Origin of the sequence: Pseudarthrobacter sp. MM222, assembly GCF_947090775.1 — a bacterium.
In the GTDB taxonomy this organism is placed as follows: domain Bacteria; phylum Actinomycetota; class Actinomycetes; order Actinomycetales; family Micrococcaceae; genus Arthrobacter.
Genome location: NZ_OX352321.1, coordinates 470,384 through 488,651, shown reverse-complemented (window position 1 = coordinate 488,651; position 18,268 = coordinate 470,384). Strand labels below are relative to the sequence as shown.

Annotated in this window: 16 protein-coding genes; 14 read left to right on the top strand and 2 right to left on the bottom strand. The window is 66.0% G+C overall.

Annotation, left to right across the window (positions count from 1 at the left end):
- Positions 1–17: 17 nt before the first annotated feature.
- Positions 18–1,682 carry a malate synthase A gene (aceB, locus tag OM977_RS02405; RefSeq protein ID WP_264355966.1) on the top strand — a complete coding sequence of 555 codons (1,665 nt, stop codon included), beginning with the start codon at positions 18–20 and terminating at the stop codon, positions 1,680–1,682.
- A 245-nt stretch (positions 1,683–1,927) separates the two neighbouring features.
- On the opposite strand, the gene OM977_RS02400 is transcribed toward aceB, so the two are convergent.
- Together OM977_RS02400 and OM977_RS02395 are read right to left on the bottom strand one after the other, a co-directional pair.
- A complete protein-coding gene (locus OM977_RS02400; protein WP_264355965.1) occupies positions 1,928–3,115 on the bottom strand; it encodes an MFS transporter in 1,188 nt (395 codons plus the stop codon).
- A 104-nt stretch (positions 3,116–3,219) separates the two neighbouring features.
- Complete coding sequence (locus tag OM977_RS02395) at positions 3,220–4,431, bottom strand: ROK family transcriptional regulator (protein WP_264355964.1); 1,212 nt, start codon at positions 4,429–4,431, stop codon at positions 3,220–3,222.
- A gap of 178 nt (positions 4,432–4,609) precedes the next feature.
- Between OM977_RS02395 and OM977_RS02390 the strand changes: the two genes are divergently transcribed.
- The 13 genes from OM977_RS02390 to OM977_RS02330 all read left to right on the top strand — a co-directional run bounded on the left by OM977_RS02390 (position 4,610) and on the right by OM977_RS02330 (position 18,250).
- On the top strand, positions 4,610–5,350 hold the full coding sequence (locus OM977_RS02390; RefSeq protein WP_264355963.1) for a sugar phosphate isomerase/epimerase family protein: 741 nt from the start codon (positions 4,610–4,612) through the stop codon (positions 5,348–5,350).
- Complete coding sequence (locus OM977_RS02385; RefSeq protein ID WP_264355962.1) at positions 5,347–6,483, top strand: Gfo/Idh/MocA family protein; 1,137 nt, start codon at positions 5,347–5,349, stop codon at positions 6,481–6,483. The genes OM977_RS02390 and OM977_RS02385 overlap by 4 nt, the downstream gene beginning before the upstream one ends.
- 10 nt (positions 6,484–6,493) lie before the next feature.
- Positions 6,494–7,708, top strand: a complete 1,215-nt coding sequence (locus OM977_RS02380) for a Gfo/Idh/MocA family protein (RefSeq protein ID WP_264355961.1) — start codon at positions 6,494–6,496, stop codon at positions 7,706–7,708.
- Position 7,709: 1 nt separating this feature from the next.
- Positions 7,710–8,729, top strand: a complete 1,020-nt coding sequence (locus OM977_RS02375) for a sugar phosphate isomerase/epimerase family protein (RefSeq protein ID WP_264355960.1) — start codon at positions 7,710–7,712, stop codon at positions 8,727–8,729.
- Positions 8,730–8,798: 69 nt separating this feature from the next.
- The gene (locus OM977_RS02370) at positions 8,799–10,418 is read left to right on the top strand and encodes a sugar ABC transporter ATP-binding protein (protein WP_264355959.1); all 1,620 of its coding nucleotides are present in this window, start codon (positions 8,799–8,801) and stop codon (positions 10,416–10,418) included.
- The gene (locus tag OM977_RS02365; protein WP_264355958.1) at positions 10,415–11,452 is read left to right on the top strand and encodes an ABC transporter permease; all 1,038 of its coding nucleotides are present in this window, start codon (positions 10,415–10,417) and stop codon (positions 11,450–11,452) included. Before OM977_RS02370 ends, OM977_RS02365 begins: the two co-directional genes overlap by 4 nt.
- Positions 11,449–12,561 (top strand): ABC transporter permease, encoded by a 1,113-nt coding sequence (locus tag OM977_RS02360; protein WP_264355957.1) that lies wholly within the window; start codon positions 11,449–11,451, stop codon positions 12,559–12,561. Before OM977_RS02365 ends, OM977_RS02360 begins: the two co-directional genes overlap by 4 nt.
- A complete protein-coding gene (locus tag OM977_RS02355; RefSeq protein ID WP_264355956.1) occupies positions 12,561–13,784 on the top strand; it encodes a substrate-binding domain-containing protein in 1,224 nt (407 codons plus the stop codon). Before OM977_RS02360 ends, OM977_RS02355 begins: the two co-directional genes overlap by 1 nt.
- 21 nt (positions 13,785–13,805) lie before the next feature.
- Positions 13,806–14,654 (top strand): sugar phosphate isomerase/epimerase family protein, encoded by an 849-nt coding sequence (locus OM977_RS02350; RefSeq protein ID WP_264355955.1) that lies wholly within the window; start codon positions 13,806–13,808, stop codon positions 14,652–14,654.
- A gap of 110 nt (positions 14,655–14,764) precedes the next feature.
- Positions 14,765–15,301: a GNAT family N-acetyltransferase gene (locus OM977_RS02345; RefSeq protein ID WP_264355954.1), complete on the top strand. Its 537-nt coding sequence runs from the start codon at positions 14,765–14,767 to the stop codon at positions 15,299–15,301.
- Between the two features lie 89 nt (positions 15,302–15,390).
- Positions 15,391–16,098 carry a DsbA family oxidoreductase gene (locus OM977_RS02340; protein ID WP_264355953.1) on the top strand — a complete coding sequence of 236 codons (708 nt, stop codon included), beginning with the start codon at positions 15,391–15,393 and terminating at the stop codon, positions 16,096–16,098.
- A gap of 215 nt (positions 16,099–16,313) precedes the next feature.
- Positions 16,314–17,402 (top strand): metallophosphoesterase, encoded by a 1,089-nt coding sequence (locus OM977_RS02335; protein WP_264355952.1) that lies wholly within the window; start codon positions 16,314–16,316, stop codon positions 17,400–17,402.
- 233 nt (positions 17,403–17,635) lie between these two features.
- Positions 17,636–18,250 (top strand): TetR/AcrR family transcriptional regulator, encoded by a 615-nt coding sequence (locus OM977_RS02330; RefSeq protein WP_264355951.1) that lies wholly within the window; start codon positions 17,636–17,638, stop codon positions 18,248–18,250.
- Positions 18,251–18,268: the final 18 nt, after the last annotated feature.

Below are 18,268 nucleotides of genomic sequence, written 5' to 3'. Positions count from 1 at the left end.
TCGAAGGAGAGATTGAAATGAACAGCTTCACTGACAACTTCACCATCAACGGGATCACGCTGACCGCGCAGCCGATTTGCCGGCAGAGCGAGGTTCTTACCCCGGACGCCTTGGCCTTTGTGGCGAAGCTGCACCGGGCCACGGCCGCCCGGCGCAGCGAGCTGCTGCAGGCACGGCAGGTACGCCGGCAGCAGATCAGCAAGGGCCAGGACCCGCGGTTTCTCCGCGAAACCGAATCGGTCCGAAACGACCCCAACTGGCGCGTCGCTCCCCCGGCCCCGGGGCTGGAAGACCGCCGTGTGGAAATGACCGGGCCGGTGGACAAGAAGATGACCATCAACGCCCTGAACTCCGGGGCCAAGGTGTGGCTCGCCGACATGGAAGACTCCTCCACGCCGTCGTGGCGCAACGTCATCCAGGGCCAGCTCAACCTCACGGACGCGCTGGAACGCCGGATCGATTTCACCTCCCCCGAAGGCAAGGAGTACAAGCTCCGCGCCGCCGAGGACCTGCCCACGATCGTGGTCCGTCCCCGCGGCTGGCACCTCCCGGAAAAGCACATGCTCATCAACGGGACGCCGGTTGCCGGCGGCATTGTCGACTTCGGCCTGTACTTCTTCCACAACGCCCGCCGCCTGATCGCCCAGGGCAAGGGGCCGTACTTCTACCTCCCGAAGATCGAGAACCACCTCGAGGCCCGGCTGTGGAATGACATCTTCGTCCTGGCACAGGACCTGCTCGGCATTCCGCAGGGCACCATCCGCGCCACTGTCCTGATCGAAACCATCACCGCCGCCTTCGAGATGGAGGAAATCCTCTACGAGCTGCGCGACCACGCGGCGGGGCTGAACGCCGGCCGCTGGGACTACATCTTCTCGCTGATCAAGAACTTCCGCACCCGCGGACCCCGCTTCGTGCTGCCGGACCGCAGCCAGGTCACCATGACGCAGCCGTTCATGCGGGCCTACACCGAACAGCTGGTCCGGGCCTGCCACAAGCGCGGGGCCATGGCGATCGGCGGCATGGCCGCGGCCGTCCCCAACCGCAAGGACGAGGCCGCCAATGCGATCGCCATCGAAAAGGTCCGTGCGGACAAGACCCGTGAGGCCGCGGACGGCTTCGACGGTTCCTGGGTGGCGCATCCGGACCTGGTTCCGGTGTGCCGGGAAGTGTTCGACGGTGTGCTCGGCGAGCGCCCGAACCAGCTGGACCGCCTCCGCGAGGACGTCACCCCGGATGACCGCGCACTGCTCGATATCGCCTCGACCACCGGCACCATCACCGAACAGGGCATCCGGAACAACATCGAGGTCGGCATCCGCTACATCGAGTCCTGGCTGCGCGGCAACGGCGCCGTCGCCATCCACAACCTGATGGAGGACGCCGCCACCGCGGAGATCTCCCGCTCGCAGCTGTGGCAGTGGATCTTCGCCCGCGCCATCACGGACACCGGCGACGTCATCACCCGCGAAGGCGTGGAGGACATGCTGGACGAGGAGTTCATCCGGCTGGAACGCTTCGAAGGGGACCGCTTCGCCGACGCCCGGGACATCTTTGAGGAAGTCACGCTCAGCACCTCGTTCCCGGCGTTCCTGACACTGCCGGCGTACGACCGCTTCCTGCACGAAGCGCGCGACGGTAGCGAAGCCCCCGCCGGGGATCCCGGTCTCGTGCCTGCCTAGGACGCCGCAGCAACACGTCCGGAGCACAGAGATTTCCGTCCGCTGGGCCGCCGGGCCCTTCGCAACAGGCACCCCGAGATCCGGGTGGCGGCCCAGCGACGGAAGACCCATCACCGACGACGGCGTCGAGATGACAGATAAGGCCCATGTTCCACGCGGACATGGGCCTTATCTGTAATCTCGGCGGGGCGAAGCGGGCCAGCGGCGGGCGCGAGGAGCCCCGGGGGTCCGAGGAGCCCCGCGACTCAGCGGACCTTGGGGACGTGGCGCAGGGACAACGCGGTGCCGATGATGAAGAACGCCACGGAGCCGAGCACCATCAGCAGCGGGCCGGTCCACGAGCCGGAGATGCCGTGCACGTAGCCCAGCAGGGTCGGCGCCACGGCACCGAAGCAGTAGCCGGCGCCCTGCACGACGGCGGACATCCGGCCTGCCGCGGCCTGGTCCCTGGCCAACCGGATGATGGCCAGGAAGATCAGCGTGATGCCCCCGCCTTGGGCCACACCGCCCAGGGAACACCACAGCCACCACAGCTCCGGAGCCAGCAGCAAGCCGACGGGGACCGTGAGCCACAGGAGCCCCAGGGTGAGGCCCACGGCTGTCGTACTGGCGAAACGGGCCGCCAGCGGCACACCCAGTCCGCCCACGATGGCGAGGATCTGGAACAGCGAGGACCCTGCACCCGCGGCCGACGGCGGCATGCCGAGTTCGTCGGCCAGCAGGCTCGGAAGCCACGCGGTCACGCCGTAGTAGGAGAACGCCTGGCCGGCGAACCCCAAGGTCAGGGCGGCCGTGATCCACCGCGACGCCAGCTTGCCGGCCGGGCGCCCCGGGTCCGCAGCGGGGATGGCAGCAGGAACGAACGCGTGCCGGCCGACTGATATCACCCAGACCGCTGCGGCAGACAGTGCGAAGAGACCGCTCGCAGCAATCGCCGGCCGCCAGCCCATGAACTCGGCCAGCGGCGCAGTCACCATAGAGGTGAGAAATGAGCCGATGTTGAGGGCCGCCGTGTAGGTGCCCATCGCCGCGCCCTGCCGGGCCGGGGTGAAGTCCCGTCGGATGATCAGCGGGACCACGATGTTGCCAATCGTGATCGCGACGCCGAGGATCACGGTGCCCAGCATGACGAGGGCACCCCCGCCGGAGGAGCGGACCACGACACCCAGGAGCACGCCGAGCAGCGTCAGCGTGATCGCGAACTCGGGACCGAGCTTGCGCCCGGTCAACGACGCCAGCGGGGCCGCCAGTGCAAAGCACAAGACCGGTATCCCCGTCAGGAATCCCAATTCCACCGGGGTGAATGCGAGGTCGTCCCGCATGTGCGCCACCACCGGGGCTACGGCCACCAAGGGGCCGCGCATGTTCAAGGCGATGAGGCCGATGGCGAGCATGAGGAGCCATCCGCGCGGCGCCCGGGCAAGGTGGCTCATTAGGCGGGCCGGCACCCGGAGGGCGGACAGAAATGTGGTTTCATCAGTCCCATTGCTATCACGCGCCTTTGGCGGACCCGGGGAATGTGACGTTTCTGGCCGCGTCAGCCCGTTGCCTGCAGGGTTGCCTCGATCACGGCGGGTGAGAGCACGTACTGCGTGACCATCTGGCTGGCGCCCAGGATCGCGGCCTGGTCTCCCGCCATGGACAGGCCAATCCGCAGATGCGTGGTGGCGAGCGGCAGCGAACGCCGGTACACCACCTCGCGGACGCCGGCCATGAGGTGTTCGCCGGCTTGGCCCAGGCTTCCGCCGATCACGATAGTGGAGGGGTTGAGCAGGTTCACCACGGACGCCAGCACGTCTCCCAAGTCGCGGCCCGCCTGGCGCAGGGCCTGGATCGCCTGCAGGTTCCCCTCGGCCACGAGACGCAGCACGTCGGCGCTGCTGTCCGCCGGCAGGCCCTGCAGGGTTAGCGTGTGCGCGACAGCGGGACCGGAAGCGAGCGCCTCCAGGCAGCCGTAGTTGCCGCAGCGGCACAGCACGTCGTCGCCACGCGGCACCCGGACGTGGCCGAGATCGCCGGCCGTGCCGTTGGCGCCGCGCTGAAGCTGGCCGCTGCTGATGATGCCGGCACCGATTCCGGTGGCGACCTTGATGAACAGGAGATTGTCCTCGTCCGGCCAATGAGCGGTCCGCTCACCCAGGGCCATGATGTTGACGTCGTTGTCCACGAGCACGGGGACCGGCAGCGAGCGCTGGACATGCCGGACGACGTCGAACCCGTCCCAGCCGGGCATGATCGGCGGCTTCACCGGCATTCCGGTGGCATGCTCCACCGGTCCGGGCAGGCCGATTCCGATGCCGGCGAGGTCGTCCCCGCCACGGCCGGCCTGGCTGAGCAGTTTGGTCCCTTCCAGCACCACCCGGTCCAGCACGGGCACCGGGCCGTCGGCAACGTCCCGGGCCAGCCGGCGCTCGGCCAGCACTGTTCCCCCGAGGTCGGTGACGGCGATGATTACGTGGGTGGCCCCGACATCCACCGCCAGCACCACCCGGGCGGCGGGGTTGAAGGCAAAGCGCGACGGCGGCCGGCCGCCGCTGGAACTGGCCTCCCCCGCCGGCCCGACCAGTCCGAAGTGCATCAGCGCATCGATCCGGGAGGCGACCGTGGAACGGGCGAGGCCGGTGGTGACGGCCAGTTCGGCGCGGGTCCGGGCTCTGCCGTCGCGCAGCAACTGGAACAGGTCCCCGGCTCGAGACAGACTGCCGGCAGCCTCGGCGGCGGCAGGCTTGGTGCCGGGGGGCGTCTTCATGAGTCAGTGATAGCACGCGGCAGTTCTGCGTGTCACCCTCCAGAATCTGGAAGCCGTCTTTCAACTTTTGCTTGACGGCCGGCACAAGTAGTCCTAGCTTATGGATGTGGGGTAGCTCACACAGGCCGGTATCCCGCGCACCCTTCGGCAGCTCGCACCCCGACGACGAGGAGAGACAGTGCCATACTCGATCCAGCTCTACACGGTCCGCGCCGCCCTGGAAGAGGATCTGGCCGGAACCATCCGCCGTCTGGCAGGCATCGGTTTTACGATGGTGGAGCCGTACCACTTCGTCGCGAACGCCGCTGCACTCAAGCAGGCCATGGCGGAGAACAACCTCACCGCCCCGTCAGGCCACGCTCCCCTGCTCAGCGCTGACCAGGACGCTATCTTTGCGGCCGCCCAGCAGTTGGGCATCGGCACGGTGATCGAACCCTGTGTGCCGAACGAGCGCTGGAACACGATCGAAGACATCAAGGAGACTGCTGCCCAGCTCAACGCCGCAGCCGCCAAGGCCGCCGGCTACGGCATCCGCGTGGGCTACCACAACCACTGGTGGGAAATTGAGTCAATGATCGACGGCAAGACCGCGCTGGAGCATCTTGCCGACCATCTGGACGCCGGGCTCGTCCTCGAATTGGACACCTACTGGGCTGCCGTCGGTGGCCAGAATCCCGCAGAACTCCTCGCCCGGCTGGGTGACCGGGTGAAATTCATCCATATTAAGGACGGCCCCGTCACTGCGGACCCGTCCAGCCAGGTCGCGGTGGGCGACGGCGGGATGCCCGTCTGGGATGTGCTCGAAGCCGCAGGTTCACTTGAGGTCGGCGTGATAGAACTCGACGACTTCAAGGGCGACATGTTCGAGGCCGTAACAGACAGCTACAACTACCTCAGCGCCGGGAAGGCCCCCGCATGAGCCACTCAGCAGACACGTTAGCCGGCCCGCGGGGCTCGGGACCGGTTGGCGTAGGAATCATCGGCGCCGGCAACATCAGCAAACAGTACCTGGACAACCTCACCAGCTTCCCGGACGTCAAGGTCCACGTAATCGCCGACCTTTTCGAGGACGCCGCCGCTGCGCGCGCGAAGGAGTACGGGATCGAAAACCACGGCGGAGTGGACGCTGCGCTGAACCATCCCGACGTCGAAATCATTGTCAACCTAACCATCCCCGCCGCGCATGTGGAGGTGGCGGCCGCCGCCGTTAACGCCGGCAAGCACGTGTGGACGGAAAAACCATTCTCACTGGACCGCGAGTCAGGGCTGGGACTCCTGAAGGCGGCCGACGCCGCCGGTATCCGGCTCGGCTGCGCGCCGGACACATTCCTGGGCGCCGGCCTGCAGACAGCCCGCCGGCTGATTGAGCGCGGCGATATCGGCACACCGCTGACCGCCATGACCACATTCCAGACCCCCGGCCCGGAGGCCTGGCACCCGAGCCCTGCGTTCCTGTTCCAGTACGGCGCCGGGCCCCTCTTTGACATGGGCCCGTACTACCTCACGGCGCTGGTCCAGACGTTCGGGTCGGTGCGGCGGGTGGCGGCGATCGGCTCCAAAGCCAAGGAATCCCGGGTGATCGGTTCCGGCCCCAGGCTGGGCGAGGAATTCGCGGTGGAGGTCCCCACCCATGTCAGTACCATGGCCCAGTTTGAAAGCGGCCAGTCCTCCCACAGCGTGTTCAGCTTCGAGTCCCCGCGGCAGCGGATGGGGTTCGTGGAGATCACTGGAACCGAAGCCACCATCTCCCTGCCGGACCCCAACTATTTTGTTGGCGACGTGCATCTTTGGCGGGCCGGCGACGAAGAGTGGACTGTCATCCCCGCTACGGGCGCGGGCCAGGGCCGCGGCATGGGCGTCGTGGACGTGGCCCGCTCCATCCGGACCGGCGTGCCACACCGCGCCACCGGAAACCTGGCCTATCACGTGCTGGACACCATGGTCTCGATCAGCGAGTCGATCGAATCCGAGACCTTCGTGGATGTGGAAAGCTCCGTCGCCAAGGTTCCTGCCCTGCCCGGGGACTGGGACCCTACGGTGTCGACTCTCTAGGACCCGGACGATGCATCAACCGGAAAGCACGCACGGCCAGCACCCTCTCGGGCAACGCCCCCTCGGTGTGGCCATGATCGGCTACGCCTTCATGGGCAAGGCCCACTCCCACGCGTGGCGGAATGTGGCCAGCTATTTTGATGTTCCGGCCTTCGAACAGAGGGCCCTGGCCGGCCGGGACCCGGACGGAGTCGCAGCAGCCGCCAAGAGGTACGGCTGGGCGGAGTCCTGCACGGACTGGCGGTCAATCATTGCCCGGGACGACATCGACATCGTGGATATCTGCGCACCGGGCTTTCTGCACGCCGAGATTGCCATCGCCGCCCTCGATGCGGGCAAGCACGTGCTCGTGGAAAAGCCCCTGGCCAACACTCTCGCGGAGGCCGAAGCCATGGCGGCGGCAGCCCACCGCGCGCAGTCCCGCGGCGTCCAGTCCATGATCGGCTTCAATTACCGCCGGGTCCCCGCCTTGGCCCTCGCCCGCGAACTGATCACCGAGGGCAGGCTGGGAACAATCCGGCACGTCCGCGCCGCGTATCTGCAGGACTGGCTGGTGGACCCGGAGACGCCGATGACCTGGCGGCTGAACAAGGACACCGCAGGCTCCGGGGCGCTCGGCGACATCGCTTCGCACGCCATCGACCAGGTGCTGTTCCTGCTCGCAGACCGGGTTACCGAAGCCTCCGGACGGCTGCACACGTTCACCTCGCACCGCCCCGGCGCCCGGGGCCTGGAAGAAGTGACGGTCGACGACGCCGCCTGGGCGATGCTGACGCTTGCGTCCGGGGCAATCGCCTCTATTGAAGCCTCCCGGGTGGCCACCGGACAGAAGAACTCGCTCAAACTCGAAATCTACGGCGACAAAGGATCCCTGCTGTTTGACCTCGAGAACCTGAACGAACTCGGCTTTTTGGACGCCACGCTTCCGGTCCGCGAGCAGGGCTTCCGCCGCATCCTGGTCAATGAGCCGGAGCACCCCTATATCGGCGCTTGGTGGCCCCCGGGCCATGTCATTGGCTGGGAGCACACGTTTACGCACGAAATCCGCGACTTCCTTGTGGCGGTCGACGCCGGAACCCAGCCTTCGCCGTCGTTCGAGGACGGACTGGCTGTCCAGCGCGTCCTGGCCGCAGTGGAGCAAAGCGCCGCGACCAAAAGCTTGGTGGTCCAGTTGGATGACTTCCACACAAGCGCCGCCACTGCCGACCTTTCCGAAGGAGCCTGACATGCCCCGCCCGTACACCCTGTTCACCGGCCAGTGGGCCGACCTGCCCTTCGAGGAAGTCGCCCGCCTGGCGTCCGGCTGGGGTTACGACGGCCTGGAGATCGCGGTCTCCGGCGACCACCTGGATGCATGGCGCTGGGACGAACCCGGCTACGTCGAGTCCAAGCTCGCCGTCCTGGAAAAGCACAACCTGAAGGTCTGGGCCATCTCCAACCACCTCAGGGGCCAGGCCGTCTGCGATGATCCGATCGACTTCCGCCACGAAGCCATCGTCGGGGCCAGGGTGTGGGGCGACGGCGACCCCGAAGGCGTCCGGACCCGCGCGGCCGAGGAAATGCAGCACACCGCCCGGCTCGCTCAGGCCCTCGGCGTGGACACGGTGGTCGGGTTTACCGGCTCCTCCATCTGGCAGTACGTCGCCATGTTCCCGCCCGTGCCGGCCTCAGTGATCGACGCCGGCTATCAGGACTTCGCCGACCGCTGGAACCCCATCCTGGACGTCTTCGACGAATGCGGGGTCCGCTTCGCGCACGAAGTCCACCCCTCCGAGATCGCCTACGACTACTGGACCACCGTGCGGGCTTTGGAAGCGATCGGCCACCGGCCGGCGTTCGGGCTTAACTGGGACCCGTCGCACTTCATGTGGCAGGGCATCGACCCCGTCTCGTTCATCTGGGACTTCAAGGACCGGATCTACCACGTCGACTGCAAGGACACCAAGCTCCGCCCCACCGGCCGGAACACCGCCCTCGGCTCGCACCTGCCCTGGGGCGACCCGCGCCGCGGCTGGGACTTCGTCTCCGCCGGCCGCGGCGACGTGCCCTGGGAATCATCTTTCCGCGCCCTGACCGCGATCGGCTACACCGGCCCCATCAGCATCGAATGGGAAGACGCCGGCATGGACCGCCTGCACGGCGCCCCCGAAGCCCTCAACACCCTCAAAAAATTTGACTTCCCCGCATCCACTGCCTCCTTCGACGCCGCATTCAGCGCCAGGGACCGGGCCGAAAGGGGGCAATAGTTAGCGCTCATTTATTCCTTGACGGATTCGAACCGGCCCTGTAACAGTTAGCTCGTGGAGGACGCATCAATGGAGAACCACAAAGAAACTGATGCTGTGTCTGCCTCCGAAGCGCTCCCTGTCGGCTCCCCTGCCCATGTCGGGTCCCCGGCGCCGCCGCCAATCCTGGAAGTCCGCGGCCTGACCAAGAGTTTCTTCGGCATCCCCGTGCTGGAAGACGCCCATCTAAGCCTTCACCGGGGCCAGGTGCACGGGCTCATGGGGGAAAACGGCGCCGGGAAGTCCACCCTGATGAAGGTGCTGGCCGGGGTGTACCAGCCTGACGCCGGAACCGTGCTCCTTGACGGCCAGGAGGTCAACTTCAGCCACCCCACTAAGGCCCACGAAGCCGGGCTGTCATCGGTGTTCCAGGAGTTCAACCTCCTGCCTGACCGGACGGTGGCCGAGAACATCTACCTTGGCCGGGAGCCGCGCCGGGGGCTGCTGGTGAACAAGGCACTGATGAATGCGAAAACGGCGGAGTTGCTCGAGTCGCTGGGGATCACCGCGATCCGGCCCACCATGCAGGTGCGGAGCCTGACGGTCGCCGAGCAGCAGGTCGTGGAAATTGCGAAGGCAGTCAGCTATGACGCCCGGATCATCTCCATGGACGAGCCCACCGCCGCCCTGGCTGGCGCCGAAGTTGAACTTCTCTACCAGATCGTGGCCCGCCTCCGGAAGCGTGGAACGGCCATCCTCTACGTCTCCCACCGGCTCCGCGAAGTGTTCGACCTCTGCGACGACATCACCGTCCTGAAAGACGGCAAGGTGGTCAGCACCCTACCCGCCGCCGAACTCGACGACGCCCAACTGGTCCGGCTGATGGTGGGCCGGCCCATTTCGGCCTTCTTCCCGGACAAACTACCCCGGGAGAACGGCGCTGACGGCGCTGACGATAAGCCGATCCTCGCCTTGCAGGGCGCCGGCAACGGACAGCTGGACGGGATAAGCCTCAGCATTCGGCCCGGTGAGATTGTCGGCCTGGCAGGGCTTCAAGGGTCCGGGCGCACGGAATTGCTGCACGCCATTTTCGGCGCCGCCCCCTTTACCCGCGGAACGATGACCATGGCCGGCGCGGAGCTAATGCCCAGGTCGCCCCGCCAAGGCGTGCGGGCACGGATGGCCCTGATTACGGAGGACCGCAAGGCCGAGGGCTTGAGCCTGAACCAGTCCATCCTGGACAACGCCCTCAGCGTGATCCGGTCGGTCTTTCCGCGCCGCACGGGAGCTGTCAGGACGGAAATCCCGGGCGTATTTTCCTCGCTCGAAGTCATAGCCCGTGACCTTGACCAGGAGGTGCAGTACCTGTCCGGCGGCAACCAGCAAAAAGTGGTCCTCGCCAAGTGGCTGGCCATCCGCCCCCGGCTCGTCCTGCTTGATGAACCCACGCGTGGAATCGACGTAGGGGCCAAGGTGGCGGTGTACCGGCTGATGCGCCAGCTCGCGGCGGAAGGCAAGGCCATCCTGATGGTCTCCAGTGAGCTGCCGGAAGTCATCGGCATGTCGGACCGGATCCTTGTGATGCGCGAGGGTCGGCTCGTCGGTGAATTGCCGGCCGGATCCTCGGAGGAAGCAGTCCTCCAGCTGGGAACCGGCGCCAGGACGGCGCCCGAAGGAGGCGCCCGGACGGCGCCCGAAGGAGCGGCATGAAACAGGGCGCCGGATTCTTCCAGAGACTCTCCTCTACCCAGATCGTCTACCTTGTGGCGCTGGTGACACTCATCCTGGGTGCGGTGCTGGTGAACTCCATCGGGCGGAGCTTCTTCAGCCCCGGCAATATCTCGAGCATACTGACCGGCACCAGCGTTCTGGGGTTCATCGCGATCGGCCAGACCTTGGTCATCCTGGCAGGGAGCCTGGATCTCTCAGTTCCCTACGTCACCAGCCTTGCCAGCCTCATCGCCGCCGGGGTGATGGCAAACAACCCCAACAACGTCCTGTCCGGAGTCCTGCTGACGCTGGGGGCGGCGGCCCTCGTCGGGCTCGCAAACGGGCTTATTGTCGCCCGCCTGAACGTGCACGGATTCATCGCCACGCTCGGTGTGGGCCTGATCATCAGCGGCTACCTCGCCACCAACTTCAAGGGCAGCTTCGGCCAGACACCCCTCGCGTTCCGCCTCGTCGGAGCCACCGGACTGGGCCCGGTTCCGATCTCCACCATCATCATGCTGGCCTGCGCGGCCCTGGCCATGCTGCTCCTGCACCGCACCCGGGTGGGGCACCATCTTTACGCCGTGGGCGGCGACCTTGCCGTGGCCCGTACGTCCGGAATCCGCGTTGACGTGCCGGTCATCACGGCGCATGTGATCTGCTCGGTCCTGGCCGGGATGGCAGGGCTGCTCCTGGCCAGCAGACTGGGGGTAGGAAGTCCTACTGTGGGTTCCCAAGGCGGCTACGATCTGCTCTCCATTGCGGCAGTTGTCCTCGGCGGCACGCTGCTTTCCGGTGGAAAGGGGACCATCACCGGTACCCTCGGCGGCGTCCTCATCTTCGCCATGATGGACAACATCATGTCCGTCATGCAGGTCAACCCCTTCCTGAAGGACGTGGTCAGGGGCGTAGTCATCGTCGTCGCCGTCGCCGTCTACGCCCGGCGCCGGATCGTCAGCAGGCCTGCACGGTTCGCCGCGAAGAAGTCCGCGGAAATGCCCGCGGCTCAGGCTGTCCATGCGGAGGGGCCATGAGTACGGCGCTGAACTCCGAGCGCAGCGCAATTCTCAAGCAGAACCGTGCCAGCCGTTCCGAACGGCTCCTGCGCGGCATGCGCACCCCGGGCGGCGCCGTCTTCATCCTGTTGATCGGCCTCCTGGCGGCCATCATCGTGTTGAATCCCTCCTTCGGGGAGCCGAGCTCCTTCATCCGTTTCATCGGCAGGACTGCCCCCATTGCCATCGCGGCAATCGGCCAGTACTTCGTCATTGTCGGCGGGGAATTCGACCTGTCGATGGGATCGGTCGTGACCATGCAGGTCATCATCGCCGGCAACTTGATCGGGCGGGACGACTCCAAGGTGATTCCGGTGCTGATCCTGATGCTTGCGCTTGGAGCCTTCATCGGACTGGTGAACGGACTGATCACCACGCTGCTGCAGGTCCCGAGTTTCATTGTCACGCTGGGCATGATGCTGGCGCTGCTGGGGCTGGTTCTCTACTGGACCGGCGGTGCCGCGCAGGGGAACCCTGCGGACAGTTTCCGCCAGATCGGACGCGGCGGCATCCAGGATGTTCCGGTCCTGGACATCATTCCCTACCCGGTCATTATCCTGACGGCGGTGGCGGTCGCGGCCTTCGCCCTGATGCGCCGGCCCTTCGGCCGCATGCTGATCGCGGTGGGCGACAATCCTGCGGCGGCCGCACTTGCCGGCTCGCCCGTCTGGTGGGTGCGGACGCGGGCCTTCATGTTGTCGTCATTGTCGGCAACCGTGGCCGGCATCCTGCTCGTGGGTTATGCGGGCGTGCATCCGTCGGTGGGGCGCGGTTACGAGTTCACGGCGATCACCGCCGTCGTTCTCGGGGGCGTCGTGCTGGGAGGTGGACGCGGCTGGGTCCTGTCCGCCGCGGCGGGGGCGTTCGCCCTCGAGTCCCTGTTCACCCTCCTGAACTTCATGGGGGTCCAGGCAACATGGCGGGACACGGTCCAGGGAGCAATCATCATCATCGCTGTGGCAGCAGCTTCCAGGTCATGGCAGCGCAAGCGCAAGGGAGCCAGTTTCGCTGCCCATGACGAACAGCATCAGCTGGCCGCAGCACCCACGCCCGCCGAGGGCACCGAACAAGGAGGAGAACGAGTCTGATGCGCAATAACTCTGTCCGCGTGATCGCCCTTGCCGCAGCATTGCCGCTGGTGGCCCTGACCGCGTGCACCACCACCGACCCATCCGTCACCCAAACCACGGGCGCCGGCACCGGCTCTCCGGCGGCAACCACTCCCGCCAGCAAAGACTGGTTTAGCCAGGCGCTCTACGACACACAGTTCCAGCAGCGCTCGGCAAGCTTTGAAGGGAGTGCGGAACAGCCCTACCTGCAGTACATCGCGGGCGATATGACGGACACGGCCAAGTTCGCGGCCCAGGGAGCGCAAAAGGTCTGCTTCGCCAACGCCTCGATCTCCAACCCCTGGCGGCAGACCGGCTGGATCACCATGAATCAGCAGCTGAAGGCACTCCAGAGCTCCGGGGTCATCTCCGAGATGGAAACCCGGGACGCCAAGGACAATGACAACACCCAAATCGCGGACATCGACTACTTCATCGCAGAGGGCAACTGCGGTGCGTTTGTCATCTCGCCCAACTCCACCGCAGCCCTGACCCAGGCGGTCGAACGTGCCTGCCAGACGGGCAAGCCCGTGGTGGTGTTTGACCGCGGCGTGGAGACTGACTGCGCCACCACGTTCATCCACCCGATCGGCGGGTTTGCCTGGGGCATCGACACCGCCACTTTCCTGAGCGAAAAGCTTCAGTCCGGCGACAAGGTGGTGGCCCTGCGCATCCTCCCGGGTGTGGACGTGCTGGAACACCGCTGGGCGGCGGCCAAGAAGATCTTCGAGGAAAAGGGCATTCAGGCCAAGGACTACTTCACCGGAGCAGACCCCACCGAGATCAAGAAGATCATCTCCGATGAACTGGCCACGGGCGACGTCAAAGGCGTCTGGATGGACGCCGGCGACGGTGCCGTAGCTGCCCTCGAGGCCTTCGAGGACGCCGGCAAGGACCTGCCCGTAATGACCGGCGAGGATGAGATGAGCTTCCTGACCAAGTGGAAGCAAACCGGGATCACCGCCATGGCCCCGGTCTACTCCAACTTCCAATGGCGGACCCCGCTGCTGGCGTTGGAAAAGATCTTCAAGGGCGAGCAGATCCCGGCCGAATGGGTCCTGCCCCAGAAGCCCATCCTCGCGGACGAACTCGACGAATGGCTCCAGCGCAACCAGGGCATGCCCGGCGGGCACTACGCCAAGTTCGGCGGCGAGGACCTGGCCGGCTACCCGCAGGTGTGGCAGCAACGGCAGATCCCCTGACGCGGCGGCAAAGGTGGCAGCGTGGAACGACTGATCGGGATCAGCACCTGGGTCTGGGAGTCACCCTTGACCGACTTCAACCTCCCGGGGTTGTTGGCGAAAATCGCCAGCCTGGGGTTTGACGCCGTCGAACTCCCGCTGGAAAACGACGGCGACTTCACCGCGGGAAAGGTGCTGGAATCCCTGGAGGGAAACGGGCTCAAGCCCTTTCTTGTCGGGGCCATGGCACCGGGGCGGGACCTGGTCGCTGCGGATCCGGCTTCCGTGGAAAGGACCCAGGCCTACCTGGCAGCCTGCATCGCCCTGGCCGGCAGCATCGGTTCGCCCACGGTCTGCGGACCCTTCTACGCTCAAACCGGCCGGGTCTGGCGGATGTCGCGGGAGCAGCGGAGCGACACCTACGCGGAGTTGCGCCGCAACCTTCAGCCGCTCGCCGCCCGGGCCCAGGAGGCGGGTGTGGTGTTGGGCATCGAGCCACTGAACAGGTATGAAACGTCGCTAATGAACACGGTGGAGCAAGCGCTTGAGGCGCTGGGTCCGCTGCTCGGGAACGGCGTCGGCCTCGCGCTGGACAGTTACCACCTCCACATCGAGGAGCGTTCCGTGGCCGCGGCGGTCCGGGCCGCCGGAGAACATCTGGTGCACGTGCAGGTCTGCGGGAACGACCGCGGCGCCCCCGGCGGGGACCAGACGGACTGGAAAGGCTTCCTGCAGGTCCTGACCGACGTGGGCTACCGGGGACCGCTGAACATTGAAAGTTTCACGGCCGAGAATGCTGCCATCGCCGTGGCGGCGTCGATCTGGCGGCCCCTCGCCCCGAGCCAGGACCAACTGGCTGAAAGGGGGCTCGCTTTCCTCCGCAGCCTCTGAGTGCGCTGCCGGGTTGGCAGGCCGCCGCCCACTAGAGTTTCGGGACAGCGATCGCCGCCTGGGACGCTGGACTATCATGGCAAAATCAGCACCGGCCGGGAGATTCAACCATGACGCATGTAATCAGGACGGCAACCACGGACGACGCCGGCCGGCTGGCCAAGCTGGCCGCCGTCACCTTCCCTCTCGCTTGCCCTCCCGGGTCCGCGCCCGAGGACATCGCGGCGCACGTGGCAAGCACCCTGGGCCCGGACAACTTCCGCGCCTACCTCGCCGACCCCGCGGTGACCGTGCTGGTGATCGACGAGGCCGGTGAACTCCGCGGCTACAGCCTGCTCGTGGCCCGTCCGGCGCAGGACCCCGAGGTGGCCGCGGTCCTGTCCGAACTCCCCTGCACCGAACTGAGCAAATGCTATGTCCACCCGGATCACCATGGCCTCGGCGCCGCGGCCGAACTGATGCACGCCAGCATCGCCGCGGCCGCCGCGGCGGGCGCCCGCGGGCTTTGGCTGGGCGTGAACAGCCAGAACGCCCGCGCCATCCGCTTCTATTCGAAATCAGGGTTCCACAGGGTCGGCACCAAGTCCTTCAAACTCGGCAGCACGGTGGAACACGACTTCGTGATGGAGCGGGCGATCCGGCCCTGACGGGCTCCGGCTTCCGGCCGCCTGACCGCCGTGACCAAGCCGACAACCCCTCCGGGAATGCCGCCGCTCCTTCCGGGGTTGTGGGCAGCATGAAGATTGAGATCTGGTCCGACGTGGCCTGCCCCTGGTGCTACATCGGCAAGCGCCGCTTTGAAACCGCCCTCGCGGCCTTCCCGCACCGCGAGTCCGTCGAGGTGATGTGGCGCAGCTACCAGCTGGATCCCACCCTCCCGGACCACTACGAGGGCACCGAACTGGACTACCTGAGCACGCGCAAGGGGATGGCACCGGACCAGGTCTCCGGAATGTTCGAGCACGTGGCCGCCCAGGCCAAAGCCGAGGGCCTCAACTACCGTTTCGACGACGTCGTGGTTGCCAACAGCTTCACCGCGCACCGCCTGATCCACCTCGCCGCTGCCCACGGCAAGCAGGACGCCGCGAAAGAACGGCTGCTCAGCGACCACTTCGAGCACGGCAAGGACATCGGCAACCAGGATTACCTCACGTCCCTGGGACTGGACCTCGGGATCGACGCCGGCGAAGTAGCGGAGCTGTTCAGCACCGACAAGTACGCCGCCGACGTCCGGCAGGACTTCGAGGAGGGCCGGGCCCTCGGTATCAACGGCGTACCGTTCTTCGTGATCGACCGGAAGTTCGGGCTGTCCGGCGCCCAGCCGGCAGAGACCTTCACCGCGGCCCTCGAACAGGCCTGGCAGGACAGCAACCCGCTGGTGCTGGTCAATGCCACCGGCGACGGCGCCGGAGAGGCCTGCGGCCCCGACGGCTGCTCCGCCTGACGGCTGCGGCTGATAGTGCACAGGTCGGTGGATGTTTTCGCGCTCAACCCAGGGAGGCCTGAAACCGAATCAAATATCCGTGGGGATCTGCCACCAGAAACGGTGTGACCTCCGGTCAGGGTCGACGCCGGCACCGTTCAGTGATTTCTCAGCACCGCCGGGCGACGCTAGTACCGTGGCGTTTGTCATGGATTTCGCATCCGGCAGGAGGCATTGTGAAGAACTCAGCACTGCGCGGAACGGGCACCATCCTCAGCGCGGCTCTGGCCAGTTTGGCTTTGATGCTGGCTGGGTGTGCACTGGACAGCCCCGCGCCATCGCCGCCGCCGGGATCCTCAGCCGCTCCGGGATCCTCGGAACCGACGCTGTCCGCTTCGTCGACCCCGGCGGCGGCGGTGCACTTCACCGCCCAGGCCGACATCGGCGTCCGGAAAGAATCCAGGCAGGTGCTGGACACCATCGCCGATCTCCGGCCCCAGTTCAACCTCGCCCTCGGCGACTTCTCCTACAGGGCCGGGATCGAGGACCGGTTCTGCGACATGGTCAAGGAGAAACTGGGCTCCGACTTCCCCTATGAGCTTCTCACCGGCAACCACGAAAGCGACCGCAGCGACGGTGACATCGCAAAATTCGTCCAGTGCCTGCCCAACAGGCTGCCCGGAATTCAGGGGGACTACGGAACGCAGTGGTACGTGGACGTCCCGCAGCAGGACCCCCTGGTGCGGTTTGTCATGGTATCTCCCGGCATCGACTTCCAGAACGAGCAACACCTGGACTTCTCAAGCGGGAGCGAACGCTGGAATTGGACCGCGAATGCCATCGACGGGGCCAGGACGGCGAACATCCCCTGGACTGTCGTCGGCATGCACGCCCCGTGCCTGAGCGTGGGCCAGTACGACTGCAAGGTCGGCCAGGACTTCGCAAGCATGCTGCTCGCGAAGAAGGTGGACCTGGTATTGACCGGGCATGACCACATTTACCAACGCACCCACCAGCTCGGGACCGGACCCGCCTGTCCCGCTCTGGTCCCCGACGCCGTGGTGCCCGGCTGCATCACAGACCCGGACGCCACCATGGTCAAGGGCGCCGGAACGGTCTTCACCACCGTGGGAGTAGGTGGGGAGAGCTTCTACGACGTCAACGACAACGACCCGGAGGCCGGATATTTCGCCACCTGGTCCGGCGGGAACAAGAATCCGGCCTTCGGCACCCTGGACGTGACGGTCACAGCCGACAAGCTTTCCGCCAGGTTCGTTCCGGCCAAGGACTACACCTTCACCGACGCGTTCACAATCGCCCGGTAGCGGCCTAGCCAGTTCCCCGGGGAGGCCACGCAGGCGCTGGGGACGATGCAAAGTGCGGTGGTCTCTATGTGCATGCGAAGCGCGCAAGTACAGACAGGCCGGCCTGGAACGACTCGCTCATGTCGACGAGATCACCCGGTCCAAATGATCGGTGACTGGAATCATCCTGATGGCATTCGCAAGTGGGAAAGGCCAGTTAGATTGAATGGACCCTATCCCCGTCAAGGAGTCCCATGCCGCGCCCACGATCGCCACTCCTGTCCGTCGATGCCATCGTCAGTACGGCATTGTCACTGGTGGATGCCTTCGGAGACTTCAGCTTTCCTAAGGTTGCGAAGGAGCTGGGGGTCAGCCAATCAGCCCTATATAACTACATCGAGAACCGTGAGCACATCATCGAGCTCATGCGCGGGCGCGTCTTTTCCAGTCGGCCTCTTCTCGATACGGAGAACCTCTCGTGGGAGGACGCACTTCGCACGTTGGCGCATGGTTACCGTACCTGCCTGCTGGAGCATCCCCGCCTGGTGCCGCTCTTGGTGACCCAGACAGTTCGGGATCTGGGCGTCATGGGGATTTACGAGGACATGGCCATCGTTTTGGGAAAGGCTGGCTTGGCAGCTTCCGCGGTTGTTCCCGCCATCACCACCGTGGACTACCTCGTTCTCGGTTCGGCCCTGGAGCTTACCGCTCCGGAAGTTGTCTGGTCTCCCCCATCAGGCCAGTTTCCGGCGCTTTCCGCGGCCATAGCCAACCTCGGCCCTCCGGCGAAGCGGTCCGAGGCGGCTTTCGCCTTTGCCGTGGAGATGCTCCTTGCCGGGCTGCGCCAAGGGGTGAAAATGGATTTCTGAAAGGCTTTCATAAAAACC